Origin of the sequence: Sphaerochaeta globosa str. Buddy, from assembly GCF_000190435.1 — a bacterium.
Classification (GTDB): domain Bacteria; phylum Spirochaetota; class Spirochaetia; order Sphaerochaetales; family Sphaerochaetaceae; genus Sphaerochaeta; species Sphaerochaeta globosa.
In genome coordinates, this window is the sequence record NC_015152.1 from 747,791 (window position 1) to 765,354 (window position 17,564).

Annotated in this window: 15 protein-coding genes; 2 read left to right on the forward strand and 13 right to left on the reverse strand. The window is 50.1% G+C overall.

Annotated elements, in window-relative coordinates; translation table 11 throughout:
• Positions 1–95: 95 nt before the first annotated feature.
• From SPIBUDDY_RS03520 to SPIBUDDY_RS03550, 7 genes are all read right to left on the reverse strand, one after another.
• A complete protein-coding gene (locus SPIBUDDY_RS03520) occupies positions 96–1,781 on the reverse strand; it encodes a hypothetical protein (protein ID WP_013606382.1) in 1,686 nt (561 codons plus the stop codon).
• 153 nt (positions 1,782–1,934) lie between these two features.
• Positions 1,935–3,353, reverse strand: a complete 1,419-nt coding sequence (locus SPIBUDDY_RS03525; protein ID WP_013606383.1) for a sodium/glutamate symporter family protein — start codon at positions 3,351–3,353, stop codon at positions 1,935–1,937.
• Positions 3,350–4,540 (reverse strand): lysophospholipid acyltransferase family protein, encoded by a 1,191-nt coding sequence (locus SPIBUDDY_RS03530; RefSeq protein ID WP_013606384.1) that lies wholly within the window; start codon positions 4,538–4,540, stop codon positions 3,350–3,352. The genes SPIBUDDY_RS03525 and SPIBUDDY_RS03530 overlap by 4 nt, the downstream gene beginning before the upstream one ends.
• Before the next feature lie 158 nt (positions 4,541–4,698).
• Positions 4,699–5,421 (reverse strand): glycerophosphodiester phosphodiesterase, encoded by a 723-nt coding sequence (locus SPIBUDDY_RS03535; RefSeq protein WP_013606385.1) that lies wholly within the window; start codon positions 5,419–5,421, stop codon positions 4,699–4,701.
• A 12-nt stretch (positions 5,422–5,433) separates the two neighbouring features.
• Positions 5,434–6,729: a TRAP transporter large permease gene (locus SPIBUDDY_RS03540; RefSeq protein ID WP_013606386.1), complete on the reverse strand. Its 1,296-nt coding sequence runs from the start codon at positions 6,727–6,729 to the stop codon at positions 5,434–5,436.
• Positions 6,726–7,211 (reverse strand): TRAP transporter small permease, encoded by a 486-nt coding sequence (locus tag SPIBUDDY_RS03545; RefSeq protein ID WP_013606387.1) that lies wholly within the window; start codon positions 7,209–7,211, stop codon positions 6,726–6,728. The genes SPIBUDDY_RS03540 and SPIBUDDY_RS03545 overlap by 4 nt, the downstream gene beginning before the upstream one ends.
• 67 nt (positions 7,212–7,278) lie before the next feature.
• Positions 7,279–8,292 carry a C4-dicarboxylate TRAP transporter substrate-binding protein gene (locus SPIBUDDY_RS03550; RefSeq protein WP_013606388.1) on the reverse strand — a complete coding sequence of 338 codons (1,014 nt, stop codon included), beginning with the start codon at positions 8,290–8,292 and terminating at the stop codon, positions 7,279–7,281.
• 252 nt (positions 8,293–8,544) lie between these two features.
• On the opposite strand from SPIBUDDY_RS03550, the gene SPIBUDDY_RS03555 reads away from it, so the two are divergent.
• Together SPIBUDDY_RS03555 and SPIBUDDY_RS03560 are read left to right on the forward strand one after the other, a co-directional pair.
• The gene (locus SPIBUDDY_RS03555; RefSeq protein ID WP_013606389.1) at positions 8,545–9,606 is read left to right on the forward strand and encodes a LacI family DNA-binding transcriptional regulator; all 1,062 of its coding nucleotides are present in this window, start codon (positions 8,545–8,547) and stop codon (positions 9,604–9,606) included.
• Between the two features lie 55 nt (positions 9,607–9,661).
• Positions 9,662–10,936, forward strand: coding sequence for an MFS transporter (locus SPIBUDDY_RS03560; RefSeq protein ID WP_013606390.1), 1,275 nt, complete (start codon positions 9,662–9,664; stop codon positions 10,934–10,936).
• On the opposite strand, the gene SPIBUDDY_RS03565 is transcribed toward SPIBUDDY_RS03560, so the two are convergent.
• The 6 genes from SPIBUDDY_RS03565 to SPIBUDDY_RS03590 form a co-directional block, all read right to left on the reverse strand.
• Positions 10,905–11,228, reverse strand: coding sequence for a P-II family nitrogen regulator (locus SPIBUDDY_RS03565; RefSeq protein WP_013606391.1), 324 nt, complete (start codon positions 11,226–11,228; stop codon positions 10,905–10,907). The genes SPIBUDDY_RS03560 and SPIBUDDY_RS03565 overlap by 32 nt on opposite strands.
• Positions 11,229–11,367: 139 nt before the next feature.
• The gene (locus SPIBUDDY_RS03570; protein WP_013606392.1) at positions 11,368–12,123 is read right to left on the reverse strand and encodes an HpcH/HpaI aldolase family protein; all 756 of its coding nucleotides are present in this window, start codon (positions 12,121–12,123) and stop codon (positions 11,368–11,370) included.
• A gap of 18 nt (positions 12,124–12,141) precedes the next feature.
• A complete protein-coding gene (locus SPIBUDDY_RS03575; RefSeq protein WP_013606393.1) occupies positions 12,142–14,466 on the reverse strand; it encodes a transketolase-like TK C-terminal-containing protein in 2,325 nt (774 codons plus the stop codon).
• A 14-nt stretch (positions 14,467–14,480) separates the two neighbouring features.
• Positions 14,481–15,965: a tripartite tricarboxylate transporter permease gene (locus SPIBUDDY_RS03580; protein WP_013606394.1), complete on the reverse strand. Its 1,485-nt coding sequence runs from the start codon at positions 15,963–15,965 to the stop codon at positions 14,481–14,483.
• 14 nt (positions 15,966–15,979) lie between these two features.
• Positions 15,980–16,441: a tripartite tricarboxylate transporter TctB family protein gene (locus tag SPIBUDDY_RS03585; protein WP_013606395.1), complete on the reverse strand. Its 462-nt coding sequence runs from the start codon at positions 16,439–16,441 to the stop codon at positions 15,980–15,982.
• Positions 16,442–16,510: 69 nt separating this feature from the next.
• A complete protein-coding gene (locus SPIBUDDY_RS03590; RefSeq protein ID WP_013606396.1) occupies positions 16,511–17,518 on the reverse strand; it encodes a tripartite tricarboxylate transporter substrate binding protein in 1,008 nt (335 codons plus the stop codon).
• Between the last annotated feature and the right edge of the window lie 46 nt (positions 17,519–17,564).

Below are 17,564 nucleotides of genomic sequence, written 5' to 3' on the forward strand. Positions count from 1 at the left end.
TTTGGAAAGAAATACCTTACGTAGAAGAAGGGTGCGTCAGCTTTCTGTAAGATAAAGCTGACGTCAAGGAATACAAGGTTAGGTTTATCAGATTTCTAGAACTTGAACTTCATACCGAATACCAATTGCAGGTCTGAAGCCTCAGAGGAATAGAGGGCCGTACTCTTCGTGTAGATTCTCCTTCCTATCCAGTTGGCTTGGGCATACACATCAAGATTCTTCCATTCTGTATAATAGATACCCGTAAGGCCGATGATGAGGCGTTCGGTGATGCTGTCACCGGAGGGAGAGGGACCATCTACATTGGGAGAGTCGGTATTGTTGCTAACAGAATCAACATGATGGGCAGCCCCATAGGTCAGCTTTCCCTGTCGATGAACAATAACCGAACCTTCTAGAGAAAAGTGATTGGGTCTCATATACGAGAGCTTTGCTTGGTACACCTTGCTGTCCGATCCCCACTGGTAGCCAAGGTAATCGATGATCATGGGCTCCAGATGCGCTTGGTGCTTCATCAGGTCCCTGGCTACGAGGAAATCGACGTTCTGTCTTCGATAAAACGCAGGGTCTAGAGAGGCGTACTCTGCTTGGGTTGTCCAATACCCCTGATTATGACTCCAAGAGTAGGTAATTCCACCCAGGTATGCCATGGCATTTGCTGTATTTGCCTTCTCGCTGGAGAGCTGTAGTTGGTCGAGGGCGAACTGGCCATGCAGTGACAAGCCTTTAGCTGGGGATAGGTCGGCTTCGATGCTGGCTATCGAGTTGACGTTGGCAGCATCGAAGATGTTGTGATAGATATAGGTGGGATCGAGGTACTGGGGGGAAAGGTTGTCGGCATTTGCCATAATGTTCTCTGAGATGGAAAAGCGTGCCCAAGCTAATGGCCTGAATTCTATGCGGTGACCAAGGAAAATCCGGTTTCCTGCATTCGATTCGCTGAGATCGGGGAAGAAGAGATAGAGAAACTGCACCTTGGTGTTCTGGCTGAAGAAGGAAGCTGAAAGGCTGGTGTGGTTGGAGATATGATCCCCAATGACTAAGTTGCCACTGCTCCCCTGGCCCCAGGATACCGGTCCTTTCCCAAGACTGAGTGCGTAATACGGCCCTGCAAAGGTGAGTTGGCTATGCCTGGGGAAGTCGGCTTCAAGTTCTTTGCCTGATGTGGGAAGGTTGGTGGTAAAGAGGCGTTTATAGAGGTAGGAGGATTCCACGAGCTGAGGACCGATTGGGCGTAAGTCATTGTTACTAATATAGGGAAGTATTGCCCCAATACCATAATAGGTTGGCACATTTTTTGTTTCGTCTCGTTCAGTATAGCCACCCACCCCAGCCTGCAGGGAAGTCTCAAAGAGGAATGATGGGCTGAATTGCAGGGAGATGGTCAAATCAAAGAGAGGGTCTCTCTCATCATAGCTGTACATCCAGTCTTCGAACGTGGTGAAGTCTGCGCTGTTGGTGTGGGTATAGGCTTCCAGGGCGATGGTTGGAGTCACTTTGGCGGAGAAGTTGTCGGTTTTGTTTGTTTTGATTCTCTGCCATGCTTGCTCTAGCAATGCCTTGTATTGTGTCTGTTGGGGAAGCATGTTCAATATTTGAACAGCCTCATTGGTATTCCAAGGACGAGAGGCGGAGGGAAGGGGGATGCCATGCAGGCGGTACAGGAGGTCGACCTCCTCGTAGAGAGGAGAGTCGAGGGGGATTTGCTCGGGTGAGTAGGAGCCAAACAGCAGGCTTGCTGTTATGAACACTATGAGTAGGGAACAATAACGAACCTTCATCTTCGAATCCTTTGTTCAGGTGTGCTTGTGTGTACTGTAGAACATGAAAGGCAAAATGAAAAGGTTTTCTGCTTTTCAAAGGTTCTGTGTGATATAAAAGAGAGGCCTTCATTAGGCCTCCCCGTTCTTGAGAATTCAGATTAGCCCCATTCCCTACTCGGTATAGAACAGGTCTCCCGCCTTGGCAAAAGCACGTTTCTTGGCGATGAGCAAGTAGGAAATAAAGGAAGCAAGCATATAGATTCCGCTGATGATAATCGCCAAGGTGAACAGCATCGGATTGTTCCTGGTGACGCTGAAGGCCGGCAGGTTGATGCTCAGAATAATGGGAATGGCCAGAATAAAGACAATTCCTACCGAGTACAGGTAGTCGGTGGCTACCGGGGTTTCGAACTCTTGGTCGACCACACGAAGCAGGGCCAAGCCGGTGGGAAGGGTGCCGGTTCCTGTTCCGTAGATGACCAACATTCTGAAGAATTGGTGGTCGTCGTAGATACGCGAGCAGTACCAAGGAAGAATTACCAGGGTTATGAACATACCGGTCAGGGTAAGAATGAGAATAGGAAGCCAATACCCTTGGACGGTAACCAAGGAGATGGCCCCCAGGCTTGAGGCTACCGTCATATCAACAGAGAGACCGCTGATACGATTGCAGGTTGCATTATCTATGGTGGTTTCCACCTTGAAGAAGCGCATGATCATTTTCACGCCCAAGGCGCAGAAGGCACTGAATATGAAGTTGATCCCCCAAAGGCTCTCTGCAAGGTCGGACCCCAAGGGACCGATGAGATTAAGCAGAGCTGTCAAGCCGGTAAGAAAGCCCCAGCTGATCAAGTAGGTGGCCATCACCAAAGCAATGTGGTAGCTAAGTGAGTCCAACGACTCGCCATCGGTTGAGAGATACGAACCAACCGGCCGTTCCGTATCGAGACGGCTGAAGAACCCGGTCCGTACACTCTTGTTGTTGATGCGTTGTGCATGTTCCTTGCCGATCCAGCCCCGCTTGAGCCCCTGGTTTATCAGGACCACGCCGCCGAAGCTCCCAATCAGAAATCCGATGGCTGCCATGGTCAGTCCGACCGAGGAAGCACCCCTGAACCCCATCTTTTCCCAGCCGATGCCAATCGAGTAGGCCTGACCGGGTCCTAATTCGAAGCCCAAGGGTAGGGTAAAGCCGAATGCTGGAAACAGGTCCGGCTTGAACGTTGCGATCATGATGGCTGTCATGACCAGTCCAAAGAAACATTGCAGACCGTACTGGCCCATTACTGCGGTAACATTGGCTGCCAAGGTACGTTTGGCTTTCCTATCGGTTTTTTGCTTACCGGTCACCCTGAGCAACATGGATATGAAGGAGATATTGAGCAGGTGATAGACGATCTCACCCAGGAAGTCGTTTTTCAAGCCCCAGCGGGGAGCAATAAAGTTATAGAAAACCAACAGAAATATTCCGGAAATGATAGGGGCGGGTATCAGGAATCTTTGGAAGAATCGAATGCGTGCTCGCAAGAGGGCTGCAAGCAACAATGAGAACGAGATGATGCCGATGTGGTAAAAAAAGTTCCAGTTCATGCTTGGTCTCCCTCGGTACTCTGTCGTTTCGTTTGATACATCTCCACATACTTGATGATGCATCCTCGTTTGAAAATTCGGATACGATAGAGCGTATTGTTGTGGTAGAGTTCCACCGTATTCTTTGCGTTGATGATCATCGACTGGATATCGGTGAAGGCAAAAAACTGGTCACGCCCCATCGGGGATTTGATTCTCATTCCCGCCTGTTCCATCTGCAGGGTAAAGGTTCTTTCCAAGGTGATGAGTTTGGTTGTATCACCGGTTTGCAGCAGCACCCCCTTGTCCGGGGGGAATACCAATGAAGAGCCCTCATCTGAAGCAATGTACTCTCTCTCCCAGGCATGCCAGTAGGCGATGTCATCGAAGTGATGTTCTCCTACTGAGGTGTGAAGCTTGTCGTAGGGATCCAATGAAGCAGAATAGGAGCAATGCGAACACGTAAGGGTGATACCCTTGCTGACGATTGTACTGGCCTGCTTGCATTGTGGGCAGAGGTAAAGTACCTGTTCAGCACCTTCGGCCGAATGTTTGGAAATGTACGGAAGATGATTTTTCTCTTGCCAATCACGATAGGAGAATCCAATTTTGGATAGTAAATGTGCATAGAGTTCTTGTACCGACATCTGACTGATATGATCGGGCATGATGGGAGGAAACACCCGAAGGTACACCTTGCCTTTTCGTTTCTTGTCCGCCCAGCGCGGCTTGAGGCCGTAGAATCCCTCGAGATGGAATACTACGATGGGAACCTTGAAAATGCGCACCAGCTTGGCAATAGCCTGGTCGAATCCAACAGGCTCTCCATCCCAAGTCCGAGTCCCCTCTGGAAACAGGCCAACAATGTCACCCTGTTTGAGGGCATCGCCGATTGCGCGGATGGTAAAGAGGTCGCTGCGCCCTTGCTGCTTGGAGATTGCCCCTATCCAGCGTTCGAGCATGGGCCTGAGGCCGAAAAGCTTGAAGAGGTATGCTCCGGCAACCCAACGGATATGCACTGGACTGGCTGAGCTGACAATGAGGGAATCCATGGTGTGGGCGTGATTGCCGATCACCAAGAACGGTGGCTTGAGTGTGGAAAGCTGTTCCATACCAAACGATTCAACACGGTTGTGTTTGAGAAGATATGCACCATAGGTAGGTTGAGCAATCCGGATAAACAATGGCTTTTTCGACACTACTCTCATGTATGTCTAAATAATACTCGCTCCCACCACGGTTGTCTATGAACAACTGTCTGAAAGCTGTTAAAAGTTGGTGAAACGGGCATAGCTTTGCTGACCTAAAGAAAACCCCCGTGGTTGGAATTCTCCACTGCACGGGGGTGATGGTTACTGAAACTCTCTTATTTCGATGCGATGTAGGCCGTACAGACTGCAGGATAGTTGGTGAAAATACCATCACAGCCCCAAGCCAAGCACGTCTCCAATGCATGCATGTCGTTGACCGTCCAGACATTCACTTTGATACCGTGTTCATGGCATTCATCCACTGCTTGCTTGCTCATCGTGCAATATGCCGGATGATAACACTCCAAACCAAACTGTTTTGCACAATACCCTGCGTTGACCAAGCCGGATTCCGGAACCAACGCTCCACAAGGAATGGATGAGTCGAGAGCCTTGATCGCCATCAGGGACAAATGGTTGAATGAGGAGAACAGTACTTTCTTCTCCAAGTGGTACCGCTTGATCAGCTCCCAAGTCTTCTTTTCAATCTCAGGATAGTAGATGATACTGGTTTTCAGCTCAATGTTGGTAATGAGGTTGGTAGTGGCAACCCAGGCACAATACTCCTCAAACGATGGGATGCTGACAAAAATATTGTTTTGGGCGTGGACACCGGCATTGCATTGTTTCAATTCTGCGAGCGTGTAGTCGCAGACCCTGCCGGTCTTGTCAGTAGTACGGTCGAGCGTTTCGTCATGAAGTATAACTACCTCACCATCCTTGCTCAATTGTACGTCAAGCTCAATACCATCGCATCCTGCTTCAAAGGCTTTCTGAAAGGCCAACATGGTGTTTTCAGGATACAAGCCGCTATAGCCCCTGTGTGCAAATACTTTCATGTTCATCGACTCCTAGAGTGTTCCATACAAGAGATTGGGAAGAATGAGGCTGATAGCAGGAATATAGGTTACCAGCAGTAAGGCAATCAAGAGGGCGATGATGAAAGGAATGACTTCCCTCACAAAATCCTGCAGCTTGCAACCGGTAATGCTGCAACAGGTGAACATCATTGACCCGAATGGAGGAGTAAGGCCTCCAATCATGATGTTTACGATGGTGATCAGACCGAAATGGATGGGATCGACACCCAAACGTACTACCACCGGCACCAATAGGGGAGCAAGGATAATCATTGCGGCTCCGCCTTCCAGGAACATGCCGAGCACCAGGAAGAGCACGTTGATGATCATGAGCATCAAGTATTTGTTCTGGGTCAAATTCAAGAGGAGCCCGGTAAGCGCTTGGGGAATACGCTCCCAGTTGAGGTAGTATCCGAATACCGAAGCGGAGACGATGATCAACACTACACCGCTGGTTCCGAAAATGGTCTCCTTCAAGATGGGGATGATATGCTGCTTACCCAGTTCCTTATAGATGAACTTACCAACAATAATCGTATAGAAAACCGCTACGGCACCTGCTTCGGAAGGAGTGAACATACCAATTCTCAAACCCAGGATGATACCGAATGGAAAGAGAAGGGCCCAAATTGAGTCAATGCTCTGCACCAGGATTTCCTTAGCGCTTGCTTTCTTATCCCGAACTGGTACGTACCCTCGTTTCTTGCTGATGATGGCTACCGCTACCATGAGACATGCAGTCATTAGAAAGCCGGGAAGATACCCTGCCATAAAGGTCCTTCCGACCGAGACATTGGCGATCAATGCATAAATTATGAGGTTGATGCCCGGAGGAATAACGGGGGTAACGGCCGATGAAGCCGCCGTGATTGCAGTGGAGAAGGCCTTGTCGTACCCTCGTTTCTCCATCTCGGGAACCAACATTTTGCTCTGCATCGCTGCATCGGCGTTTGCGGAACCGGAGACGCCGCCCATGAGCATGCTCAACAGTACATTGACCTGTGCCAAACCACCGGTCATATGACCGGTAAGGACATCGGCAAACTGCATCAGCTTCTTGCTGATTCCTGCATAGTTCATGATCGATCCCGCCATGACAAAGAAAGGAATGGCCAAAAGCGGGAAGGATTGCGTACTCGTTACAAACTTTTGCAGGATCAAATCGACAGGAGAACTTGTATCGATGATGGCAAAATAGAACAAGGAAGAGCCAAAGAGGGCATAGGCGATGGGTATGCTGGAAAAATAGAGTATAAATACCAACAGGATGGGAAGATAGGCAATCATACGGCACCTCCTTTGTTGCTCTTTCTGATATCCTTTACGAGAAAGTAGATGGAATAAATGGTCATCAAACTAAAACTGACCAAGATGGAGGAGCTTATATATGCAGTGGATATTCCCAGGACGGGAGTTGGTTTCTTATAGGAAAGCGAGAGGTAAATAACGGCAATATAGGTGATATAGCCATTGATCAACAACAGAATGGCATCAACGGCAATGGTAAGCAGCTTTTTCCAAGTCGGATTACAAAGGTTGATGAGCATATCAACACCGACGTGTGCCTTGTGTTTATACCCGGCAGCTGCACCGATGAAAACCGACCAGACAAAGCAGGCGGTTGCAACTTCTTCAGACCAATAGATGCCGGTTTTGAAAAAGTAGCGCATGACGACATTGAGAAGGACAAGACTCGTAGTAACAATGATACAAGCACTTGCGATAATCAGTTCAAGGTTGGTCAGTACTTTCTTGAATGTCTGAGACATGATAGCGATCTCCTTACAAGAGAAAACAGGCCGAAGGAATCCTCCGGCCTGTATCTGATACCCAGATTTATTTGGGCATTTTGGCGAGTTCGTTCTGCATAATTTGGAAAATATTGGGGGTAACACCCTTCATGTTGGCGTAGACACTTTCAACGGTTTTTGCAAAGGCGGCGGAATCGACTTCGTTGAACTTGTTTCCCTGAGCTTCCAATCTTGCCTTGGTCTTCTCATAGTTGTTGGTGATCTCACTGATCATCTGCTTTGCGCCGGCAGAATATTCTTCCTGAATAATCTTCTGGTATTCGGCGGGAATTGCGTTGAACACATCAGCATTGATGTACACACCGCAGGTTCCCAGGAAGTGCTGGGTGAGGGCCATGTTCTTGGCAACTTCTGAGCTACCATTGGATCCATACGCATCCATGGTTCCTTCCAAGCCGTCAACGACGCCCTGCTGCACGGCAGAGAGGGTTTCGGCGAAGCCCATCGGAGTGGCAATTGCACCCATGGCGTTGATGGTGTCGATGAAGAGCTGACTTCCTGGAGTACGAATCTTCATACCTTTGAGGTCGGCGGGAGTCTTGATTACCTTGTTGGTCTTCATACTGCGGAAACCGAAGATGTAATCCAGGGCAAGGACTTTAATCCGATGTTTCTCTTCAAGCTGCTTGATCATACCCTTCACCAGATCGGTCTGAATCATATATTCGTACTCATCGTAGCTGGTGTACATCAGCGGTCCCACCAGTGCATTGAAGTCGGCAACATAGTCGCCCAGGTATGAGGGATCCTCAACGGAAATGAACTGTGCTCCACGAGCAACCTGTTCTACGCCGTCCTTGTACACAGCCAGTTGGCTCTGCGGATAGTGCTGAATCTCAATGGCACCGTTGGTGCGGTCGTAGATATTCTTGATTACGATGTCCAGTGACTTGGTCAACTGTTCATTGGGGGCAAATACATGGCTCATTTTCAATACGAGCTTGTAATCATCCCCGGTTGCGGCTTCCTTACTTCCCTGTGCCATGATCGGCATAAGTGCCAATACCAGGACCAATGCCATGAGCAATCCTTTTTTCATTCTTTCCTCCAGATTTTGGGTAATTGTAGCGATAAATGTTCAGCAAAATTAACCTAAGCTTTCATCTACTCTACAACAGCCTTTTTTTGCAGTGTAGGGGACGATTCCTAAAAAGTCAAAAAGAATTTTCTTCTTGTGAGAGAATTTATTTGTTCTTGATCGCGAATTTTCTAAAATAAATTACTTTTTTTCTTGCAATTAATGTTTAACAATGCTTAATATTTAATCAGCAGAAATTCATGAGGTAGTACGATGCGAAAGAAAAAGGTCACCCTGCAAGACATAGCAAACACTGTTGGCATTTCATCGGCCAGTGTATCCATGATCCTTGCCTCCAAGAGTCTGAATCGCTTTTCTGATGAGACTATCAATGCGGTGTACACAGCCAGTCGGGAGCTCGGGTATGAGTCAAAGCATTCCAAGGAAGACCGAAAGGTTGTCATTATCGTCTGCCCATCGGTGATAAACCCCTATTTTGCCACCATCATCCAGGGAATGGAGCAGGAAGCGAATGTACGGGGCCTGGGTACCATGCTCTTCACTACGTACTGGGATATTGAGAAGGAAAAGCGCATTTGTGAATTTGCCAAGGATCCGAGCGTAGGCGGGGTGATTTTTGCCATGATCCCCCAACAACCGGAGCTTGTTCGGGAATTGAACAAAACGGTTCCGGTAGTTGCTGTAGGCGACAAGCAAAACGATATCGGACTTGATACCGTGGACGTAAACAACTTCAATGCAGGTACGTTGGTCGCAAAACATCTGCTCGCACTCGGACATCGCAAAATTGCCTATCTCTCAACCAGCCTGAACAGCGAACACAGCGCACGCGTCAGACGTTTTGACGGGCTTAAGGCTACAATCAAGCAGTTTGGACTCCCTGCCAAACTCAATCTCTACGCTGCAGAAGTTCCTTCCCTTACCGAATTGAACACCATCGACATCGAACATCAGACCGGATATGCCTTGGCAAAGCGCTGCATGAAGGAGACTCCTGATGTTACGGCCATGGTCGCCATCAACGATATGGTGGCATATGGAGTCATCGATGCCATCAAGGATAGTGGGTATTCAATTCCCGACGATTACAGTGTCTGTGGATTCGACAATATCTATCCTTCCTCCTTTGCCGGGGTAGCTTTGACCACCGTCGAGCACTACATCATCCAAGGGGGGAAGAGTGCCGTACGTCTTCTCTGTGAGAAAATGGAACGGCAGCAACCACGGACGCTTGAACAGGGTGCGGTAACGCGCGTGGAGTACCAAAACCGATTGATCATCCGCAGCTCCACGGGAGAGCCCCCAGCCAAGTAAGGAATCGTTTGACTTCTTTGTGTTTCAGTGGTACACAGCATGCAAGGTCGCAACTATGCCGAAACAAACCTTCACCAAGAACCTTCAGTACGCAAAATTCTGCGCCTATGGATTTCTCAAGGACCTGCGGTTTTATGAACCGTTCATGCTGCTTGTCTTTTTGGATAAAGGCCTGAGTTATCTGCAGATCGGAACCCTTTACGCAACGCGCGAGGTGTTGATCAACATCACCGAGGTCCCTTCAGGAATTTTTGCCGACAGTGTAGGGAGGAGAATGACGATGGTATTCTCCTTCCTTGCTTATATTCTGGCCTTTCTCACCTTCTATGTTGCCGACCGTTTCGAGATTCTCTTGCTTGCGATGGTTGCCTATGCATTCGGCGATGCCTTTCGTACCGGGACCCACAAGGCGATGATTTTCGACTATCTCCGATTCAACGGGTGGGAGGACCAGAAAACCTATTACTATGGCCACACCCGTGCTTGGTCACAGCGCGGGGCTGCTCTCTCGGCAATAATTGCTGCCCTGTTGGTCCTCTATCAAGGTTCCTATGCACCGATATTCCTGTTTACCATCATCCCTTATGTGCTCAACTTGTTCCTTATTCTTTCCTACCCCAAGAATCTCGATGGGAAACGGCATACCAGTGACAAGCGTATACGAGACGAGTTTATGGATGTTCTGCGCTCGCTGGTGACAACCCTGAAGAGTTTTTCCATGCTTCGCACCATCTCCAGCCAAGCCTTGTACAGCGGCTACTACAAAGCCTTCAAGGATTACCTGCAGCCGCTCTTGCAGACACTTGCCCTGAGTCTGCCACTATTTCTTGCTTTGGAGGACCAGAAGCGTACTGCCTTGGTAATAGGTATTGTCTATTCAATACTGTATGCCACAACCGCCTTTGCTTCGAGCAAATCCGGAGCATTCGCCTCTCATTTCAACGGCCTTGCAAAGCCTCTGAACATCACGTTGCTGGTGGGACTCTCCCTTGGGTTGGTCAGCGGCCTGTTGCTGCATCTCTCCTATGTGGTTCTCGCTGTGGTGCTTTACTTGGGGATTTACATTCTGGAGAATCTGCGCAAACCGATGGGAATAGCCTACGTAAGTGAGCGTATGGACCAGACTTCATTGGCCTCGGGACTCTCGGTGGAGTCGCAGGCAGAGTCCTTATTCGCGGCCGGTATTGCCTTGCTGCTCGGCTGGCTCAGCAGCCTTTTCGGTGTTGGTATGGGAATATTGCTGGTCTCACTGCTCTGTTTGCTATTGGGGCTTGTCTTGCAACTGCCGCTTGAGTCTGCTACAGCGTCTCAGGCTCACCGAAAGCCATAAAGCGTTCCACATCAACACAGAAAGCGATGCCCGCCCCAGGTTCAACAAGGGAGGGTACTTCCTTAATGGCTTCCAATACCTTACCGGTTTGGCCGGCCCCTACCAGGACAAGGAGCATTTCTTTTTCGGGAACAAGGGAGTAGCCAAAGAATGTTACATCCTCTTCTTTTCCCGTTCCTCGTGCGGAAAGGATGGTCCCTCCTGAGGCTCCTGCCTTCCTCGCTGCCTCCATGACTGCTTCAGCCATGCCTTTGTTGACAATGCAGGTGATGAGGGTGTGGGGTGTATGCATGTGGTACCTCCTAATCGTAGGCCGTAAGGCACTATACGTTAGTATTGCCGAAATTTGCATTCTAGGAAAGAGGGGCATGGAAAAGAACAACCCCCCACCTGATACGTGGGAGGTTGTTCTATACAAAGAGATTACTACCTTAATCGCGTAAGGAGGTGATGGCGGCCATGCCTTTGGCCAACAGGCCGATATCCATCAGGCTCATGCGTAGGGTAAGTCCATGGGGCATCCATTTGCGGGTAAGCTCCTCGGCTGCATGGAAACCAAAGATTTTGTGATACTTCTTGGCAGCCAGTGCAACCTTGGTGATTGCTTCATCCATTTTGGGATGGTTGAATTGACCGCTGACTCCCAAGGAGTTGGAAAGGTCTGCTGGTCCGATCAAAAGGGCATCGATACCTTCGGTAGAGGCGATGGCATCGATATTGTCGATCGCCTCGGAGAGTTCAATCTGGGCTATGGTAAGCACTTCCTCGTTCGCTTTGCGCATGAAAGCCTCGGGATCCTTTGCCGCATCGTAGTACTCACTATGAGCCCCGTTTCCCCCCAGTCCGCGTTGTCCGATAGGAGCAAACTTTGCCCAATCGGCAAATTTTCTGGCATCCTCGCCGTTTCTAACCATCGGCACCATGACCCCGGTCACTCCACAATCGAGTGCCCTTGAGACATTGCCTTTGGATAATTCGGGTACCCGTACGAAGCACTCAATCCCCCGAGCGCGTGCCAAGGAGGAAGCATCAGCGATGGTTTCAAATGAGAAGGCCCCATGCTCCATATCGAACATGACAAAGTCAAGTCCGGCGTTGGCCGCCACCAGGACGATCGCCGGGTTCCGTACCATTCTCACCATAGTGCCAACTGCTGCTTTTCCACGTTTCAAATCTTTTACTGACATGTGAATATCCTTATCTTATTATTGGTTTGCTGATGCAAGTTGTTGTGAAAGCTTTGCAAGTCTCAGCGTTCTGTCATCGGCAAACCGTCTGATAGCTTGTAAAACCCACGTCGGGCTCATGTGGGCCTCGTCGAGGACCTCTTCAAGTGTTCCCCCTGTTCTCCATCGATCGTCATGGTCGCTAGAGAGGCAGTACTCTTCACTGATGCTGTTGAACGCCCATGCACTCATCATTCTCCTTGCTTGGGTAGTAAAGAAGGTGGAATCGGCACGGTCTGCATCGGTGAGCACCTGGTTCTTGTACGTTTCACTCTGCATTGCAAAGAGCTCGGTACTGGTCACGCAGACAATTCTTACGTTCAAGTTTTCCTGTTCAAGCGTCTCAAGCAATGAAAGTATGCTGTAGACTACACTGGTTCCTTGTACGAAGATGGTTCCGCCCTTCGGTTTTCCCTCTGCATACGGCCTGAGTACATAGGCTCCCTTGGCTGCCTCAAAGTGGGAGGGGATGCCCAGCTTTTCCCGGTCGGGAATTTCCATCTCCGGCCTGGTGACATGCAAGGCAATGAGTGGGATGCTGCTCTTGAAAGCTTCTGCCAGAAGCACTGGTACCTCGTTGTACTCCCAAGGGAACAGGTTGATGATGTGTCCCTTCGGGAAGAGCTGGTGCACTCCGACAGAGAAAATGCCGAAGTGGGTTCGGCTGTCGTCGGCTGTCTCGGGTCCCGTATGAGCCCCAACCCAGAGGACTTTTCCCACCTTGTTGTCGGCATCCTGGCAGAACTGGCTGAAGAGCCTCATCGAGCCATATTTAAGATAGGAGAATGAGGCATAGGTGGAGACAGCGGTGTAAAAACCGTCAAACTCCTCTTTGGGCTTGTCACTGAAGTTCAGCGTGGCTACCGAGCTCATAATCCCGGCATTGGAGAACTCGGTGATTTCAGTAGGAGCCATGACACCATCTTGCGTACCCACCCGTTCATACCAGCCATACCCACTCTCTTTTTCCCAACCATTGGCGAACCCCCAGAGATTGGTCGATGCGCTCAGGTCGGCAGAGGCTGCCAGGAACAAAGGACGGTTGTACTTGGTTTTCCCAAGGTAGTTGATATAGGAACCCCAGGCGCCCATACCGGCTCTGTTTGCCAACTTCTGGCCAACTTTTCCCCACATCTGATCGGGGTAGTTCTTGCTGTCCCAGAATACAGGGTCGGTGAAGGGATTTCCTTTGCTGTTCAGTTTATAGGTCGCAAGGCTTTGGGGAACCGCGTCCCCGAGCTCTACTAAACGGTTTGCAAGGTACATACAAAGGTTGCGGTCTGCGTGCATGACTTGCACTACAGCCTCAAGATTTGCTCGAAACTCTGCCTCATCGGCGGGACCCTTTGCATCGACGTTCACAAACTTGGCACCGTATTTGGTGGCAAACTCCTTTCGAAGGTTCCAATACGGCTCACTGTTCTTGGCATGGGGAGAACCATGGCTGGGGGCGTCGTACTTGAGATACCCTCTGCCTTTGCGGGTTTTGAACCAGAGCATCGATGGTCGTCTTTGTTGGTCACCCTCATGTACCAGATTCTTCAATTCCACGGTAAGGGAGGAAAAATCGGAACCGTTTTCGGTACCACAGACTCTCCACCCATGGGGGGCAAACCAATCCTCGGGTGTTCCCGGAAGTACATCACTGGTTTTGTGCCCGTCAATGCCATAGTCGTTCCAGTCTACGAGGAAGTGAAGATTGTCCAGTGCCATGCCCCAGGCGGTATTCAGCGTTTCATGAGTCGCCCCGGGAGTAAGGCCGCCTTCACCTTCCATGATGAAGACCTGCACATCGGTTGCACCGGCTCGCTTGAGGGCGAATGCAAGGCCTGCCGCAGCAGGGGTTCCGTGACCGGAGGGGCCGGTGTTGGCTTTCAAGAACGAGGTCTTGCCATTCGCTTCGGCATGACCGGAAAGGCCTCCCCGATGTCTGAATCCCAGCAGGTCTTCCCAGTAGAGTGCGCGATTTTTCTCATCCTTGATGAGATATTTTTTATCACCGGTTTGTTGGTAGGCAAAGCGCAATGCTTCGTTGAGGACGGCCAAGGTCGCATAGACAAGAGGAATGGTATGACCGCAACCAAGAACAAACTTGTCCCCGAAGGGTTTGTCGCTATCCCTGATATCCCAGACCATTGCTCCACTGAGCATTAAAGAGAGTAGCATGTGGACTTTTGAGCGTGATCCTCCGGGGTGGCCGCTTTGGCGGTAGTTGAGTGGTATGTCGATGAATTGATCAACAAGATCGGCTGTCTTTTCCCAGAATGCGAGATCCGAGGTGTTGCAAGCTATCGTACGTTTCATGATGTAGGCACCTCCTAGTGCTGATTGGATTTCTTTCTCCGAATAGTCTTATAGACCGAAAAAACAACAATGAGAATGGTAAGGGTGAGAATGACCCCGCTGATCGGCTCGGTGAAGAAGGGAAGGAAGCTTCCCTGGCTTCTCATCAGACCCCGGCGCAGCTCGGTCTCGATGATGGGTCCCAAAATGAAGCCCAGCAACAGGGGTGTTGCAGGAACATCGAACTTCTTCATGGCAAATCCAAGGATACCGAAAAAGAGCATGGTCCATACATCGAACATGCGGTTGTTCAGGCCGTAGGAGCCGATGACGCACAGGGTAAGCACGATGGGAAGCAGGATATGCTTGGGTACGGCAAGAATCTTGACGAACAGACGCATACCGCCGAATTCACTGACGAGCATGAAAATGTTCGATACCAGCAGAGCAGTAAAAATGGCATACACGAGTACTCCGTTGTTCTCAAACAACAGTGGTCCGGGGGTAATGCCGTGAATCATAAAACCAGCTAACAGGATGGCCGTGGTGTTGTCCCCGGGAATGCCCAGAGTCATCAGAGGAACCAAAGCCCCACCGGTGGAGGCATTGTTGGAGGTCTCACTGGCGACTAGTCCTTCAATGGAGCCCTTACCGAAAAGTTCGGGAGTCTTTGACTGGTTCTTTGCAATACCATAGGAGACCACACTGCAGATGGCTCCCCCTAAACCGGGAAGGATGCCGATACCGGTTCCGATTACGGCAGATCGTAAGAAGTTGACTTTCTGGGAGAGAAACTCTTTCATGGAAAAGCCGAATCCCTTGATGGCATACTCTACTGGTTTTACTTTTTCACCAACTCCTTGCTCGGATTCCTCAAACAGCTGGGCGACTGCAAACAAGCCGATGAGAGCCGGCAGCAGGCTGATCCCACCGTTCAGCTCCTTTATACCGAAAGTGAAGCGGGGAAATGCGGTGATCGGGGCCATGCCGATAAAGGTAAACGCGAAGCCCAACAAAGCACTGAATAAGCCCTTGACCAAGGATTTGCCGGACATGGTGGAAACGAGGGTAAGGCTGAAGATTCCTATGGAAAAATATTCAAACGAGGCGAAGTTCAAAGCTACTTCAGCTACCAATGGGGAGATGAAATAGAGAACCAACAGGCTGAATATGCCGCCGAGGAAAGAGAATACGATACCGATGCCCAAGGCTTTACCGGCCTGTCCCTGCTTGGCCATGGGGGAACCATCAAAACAGGTGCAGACAGAAGCAGGTGTGCCTGGAATGTTGAGCAGGATGGCAGAGATGAGTCCTCCGCTGGTCCCTCCGATATACAGGCCCATCAGAAGAGAGAGGCCTTCCACGGGACTCATGCTGAAGGTGATGGGGAGGAAAAGTGCCACACCCATGGTTACAGTAATACCGGGGATTGACCCGAAGAGAATCCCCAGGACAGTTCCACCAAAGATGAGCAATAGAGTTTTTATCGTAAAAACGGCGAGAATACCTTCCAAAATCATGGTGAGCTACTCCTTTACCCGAGGATTCCCGCGGGAATCATGACGCTGAACACTTTTACAAACAACAGATAGGTAACTACCGCGCTGATGATTGAAAGTAGGGCATAGCGCAGGCAATGTTGCTTGCTCCCCCGGTTCAGAACGAGAATTTGACCAAATATATAGAGAGAGGAAGCAATGATGTATCCTGCCAAAGGAATGAGGGCAAGATAGACAATGAGAAGAGCCAGCGTCAGATATGGCGAGAGGGAGGGGCTCTTTTGGGATGTCTGTGCATGAGCGCGCACGAAGAGAATCGTGCGGTTTTGATACACGAGCAATGATCCGAGAATCATGAATCCTACGGCTGCGATGCGGGGGAAGAACTTTGCTCCGACTCCTACCGCCGCGAAGTCCCTGATATCGTTGCTCATGATAAGGATGGCAATTCCCAAGGCAATGCTGAAGAATCCCAAACCGATTGTTTTTTTGTTCATACTGAATACCCTTACTTGACATGTGCAAGGCCCCTTTCAGGGCCCTGCACCAGAAAAGATTCTCAATTGCTACTTCGTAGTTCCTCTGAAGAGGTCCTGATATTGGGCGAAGTATTCATAGACCTGCTGTGCATGCTTGGTTGCCTGCTCAGGTCCCATGTAAGTCGGAGTGACAAAGTACTTGGCAGCTTCCGCCTGATATTCGGGATTCTCAACAACGCGCTTCATTGCGGCGCTGAACTTGTCAACTATGCTCTTGGGGGCTCCTTTGGGCATGCCGACGAAGAAGAACTTGTTGAACTCAAGGTCGAGGCCCTGTTCAGCAGTAGTGGGAACCTCGGCGAACAGGGGATTGCGCTGTTTTGAGGTCAGTCCGAGCACTACGAAGTCGCCGCTCTTGAAGTAGTCGAGGGTCAGGCCGTACTGGGTGTTGATGACCTGGGTCTTGCGTCCCTTCAGGGCAACAGTCTTTGCAGCATTGCCGCCGACGTCAACCAGATTCAAATCGATACCGGCTTCAGCTTCAAGTACGATACCTACCAGGTGGGGGTAGCCACCGGTCATCATACCGAACTCCACCTTGCCGGGATTTGCCTTGGCGTAGGTGATGAACTCGGTCAGGTTCTTGAAGGGCATGCCGGGGTGGGTTGCCAATACCGTGGTGTCGTCCAACAGGCCGATACCAACCATGTCGAAGGCTTCGATGCCGTAGTCGACAAGTCCTGCAATCTTGGGAATCATTGCTTCGCCATGGAAGAAAAGGGCAGTGTAGCCGTCGGCATCGGAGTCCAGGACGCGCTGCATACCGATCGTGCCGCCACCACCGGTGACGTTAACAACGGCAAGGCTCTGGCCAAGTTCCTTTTCGAGATACTTGGAAAAGAGGCGGGCGTTGAGGTCGGTATCCCCGCCGGCTCCAACCGGGACGATGATCTGAATCGGTTTTGCCGGATAGTTGGCTGCCGGATCAGCTTGGGTAGCAGCACTTTCCTTGGTTCCTGCCGCAAACAAGCCAAAGCTTGCAAGTAGTGCCAGGACAGTGACGATAACAACAAAGCGTAGATGGGTCTGTTTCATAGATGCTCCTTTCGTGGTTTTGTGATTTCCCTTGATAGAAAACAAC

Bases quoted from the DNA above. Each gene is read 5' to 3' on its own strand.
- SPIBUDDY_RS03590 (WP_013606396.1), bottom strand. From the start codon at position 17,518: ATGAAACAGACCCATCTACGCTTTGTTGTTATCGTCACTGTCCTGGCA.
- SPIBUDDY_RS03570 (WP_013606392.1), bottom strand. From the start codon at position 12,123: ATGTCAGTAAAAGATTTGAAACGTGGAAAAGCAGCAGTTGGCACTATG.
- SPIBUDDY_RS03525 (WP_013606383.1), bottom strand. From the start codon at position 3,353: ATGAACTGGAACTTTTTTTACCACATCGGCATCATCTCGTTCTCATTG.
- SPIBUDDY_RS03535 (WP_013606385.1), bottom strand. From the start codon at position 5,421: ATGAAAGTATTTGCACACAGGGGCTATAGCGGCTTGTATCCTGAAAAC.
- SPIBUDDY_RS03530 (WP_013606384.1), bottom strand. From the start codon at position 4,540: ATGAGAGTAGTGTCGAAAAAGCCATTGTTTATCCGGATTGCTCAACCT.
- SPIBUDDY_RS03565 (WP_013606391.1), bottom strand. From the start codon at position 11,228: ATGCATACACCCCACACCCTCATCACCTGCATTGTCAACAAAGGCATG.
- SPIBUDDY_RS03545 (WP_013606387.1), bottom strand. From the start codon at position 7,211: ATGTCTCAGACATTCAAGAAAGTACTGACCAACCTTGAACTGATTATC.
- SPIBUDDY_RS03560 (WP_013606390.1), top strand. From the start codon at position 9,662: ATGCCGAAACAAACCTTCACCAAGAACCTTCAGTACGCAAAATTCTGC.
- SPIBUDDY_RS03520 (WP_013606382.1), bottom strand. From the start codon at position 1,781: ATGAAGGTTCGTTATTGTTCCCTACTCATAGTGTTCATAACAGCAAGC.
- SPIBUDDY_RS03550 (WP_013606388.1), bottom strand. From the start codon at position 8,292: ATGAAAAAAGGATTGCTCATGGCATTGGTCCTGGTATTGGCACTTATG.
- SPIBUDDY_RS03555 (WP_013606389.1), top strand. From the start codon at position 8,545: ATGCGAAAGAAAAAGGTCACCCTGCAAGACATAGCAAACACTGTTGGC.
- SPIBUDDY_RS03585 (WP_013606395.1), bottom strand. From the start codon at position 16,441: ATGAACAAAAAAACAATCGGTTTGGGATTCTTCAGCATTGCCTTGGGA.
- SPIBUDDY_RS03575 (WP_013606393.1), bottom strand. From the start codon at position 14,466: ATGAAACGTACGATAGCTTGCAACACCTCGGATCTCGCATTCTGGGAA.
- SPIBUDDY_RS03540 (WP_013606386.1), bottom strand. From the start codon at position 6,729: ATGATTGCCTATCTTCCCATCCTGTTGGTATTTATACTCTATTTTTCC.
- SPIBUDDY_RS03580 (WP_013606394.1), bottom strand. From the start codon at position 15,965: ATGATTTTGGAAGGTATTCTCGCCGTTTTTACGATAAAAACTCTATTG.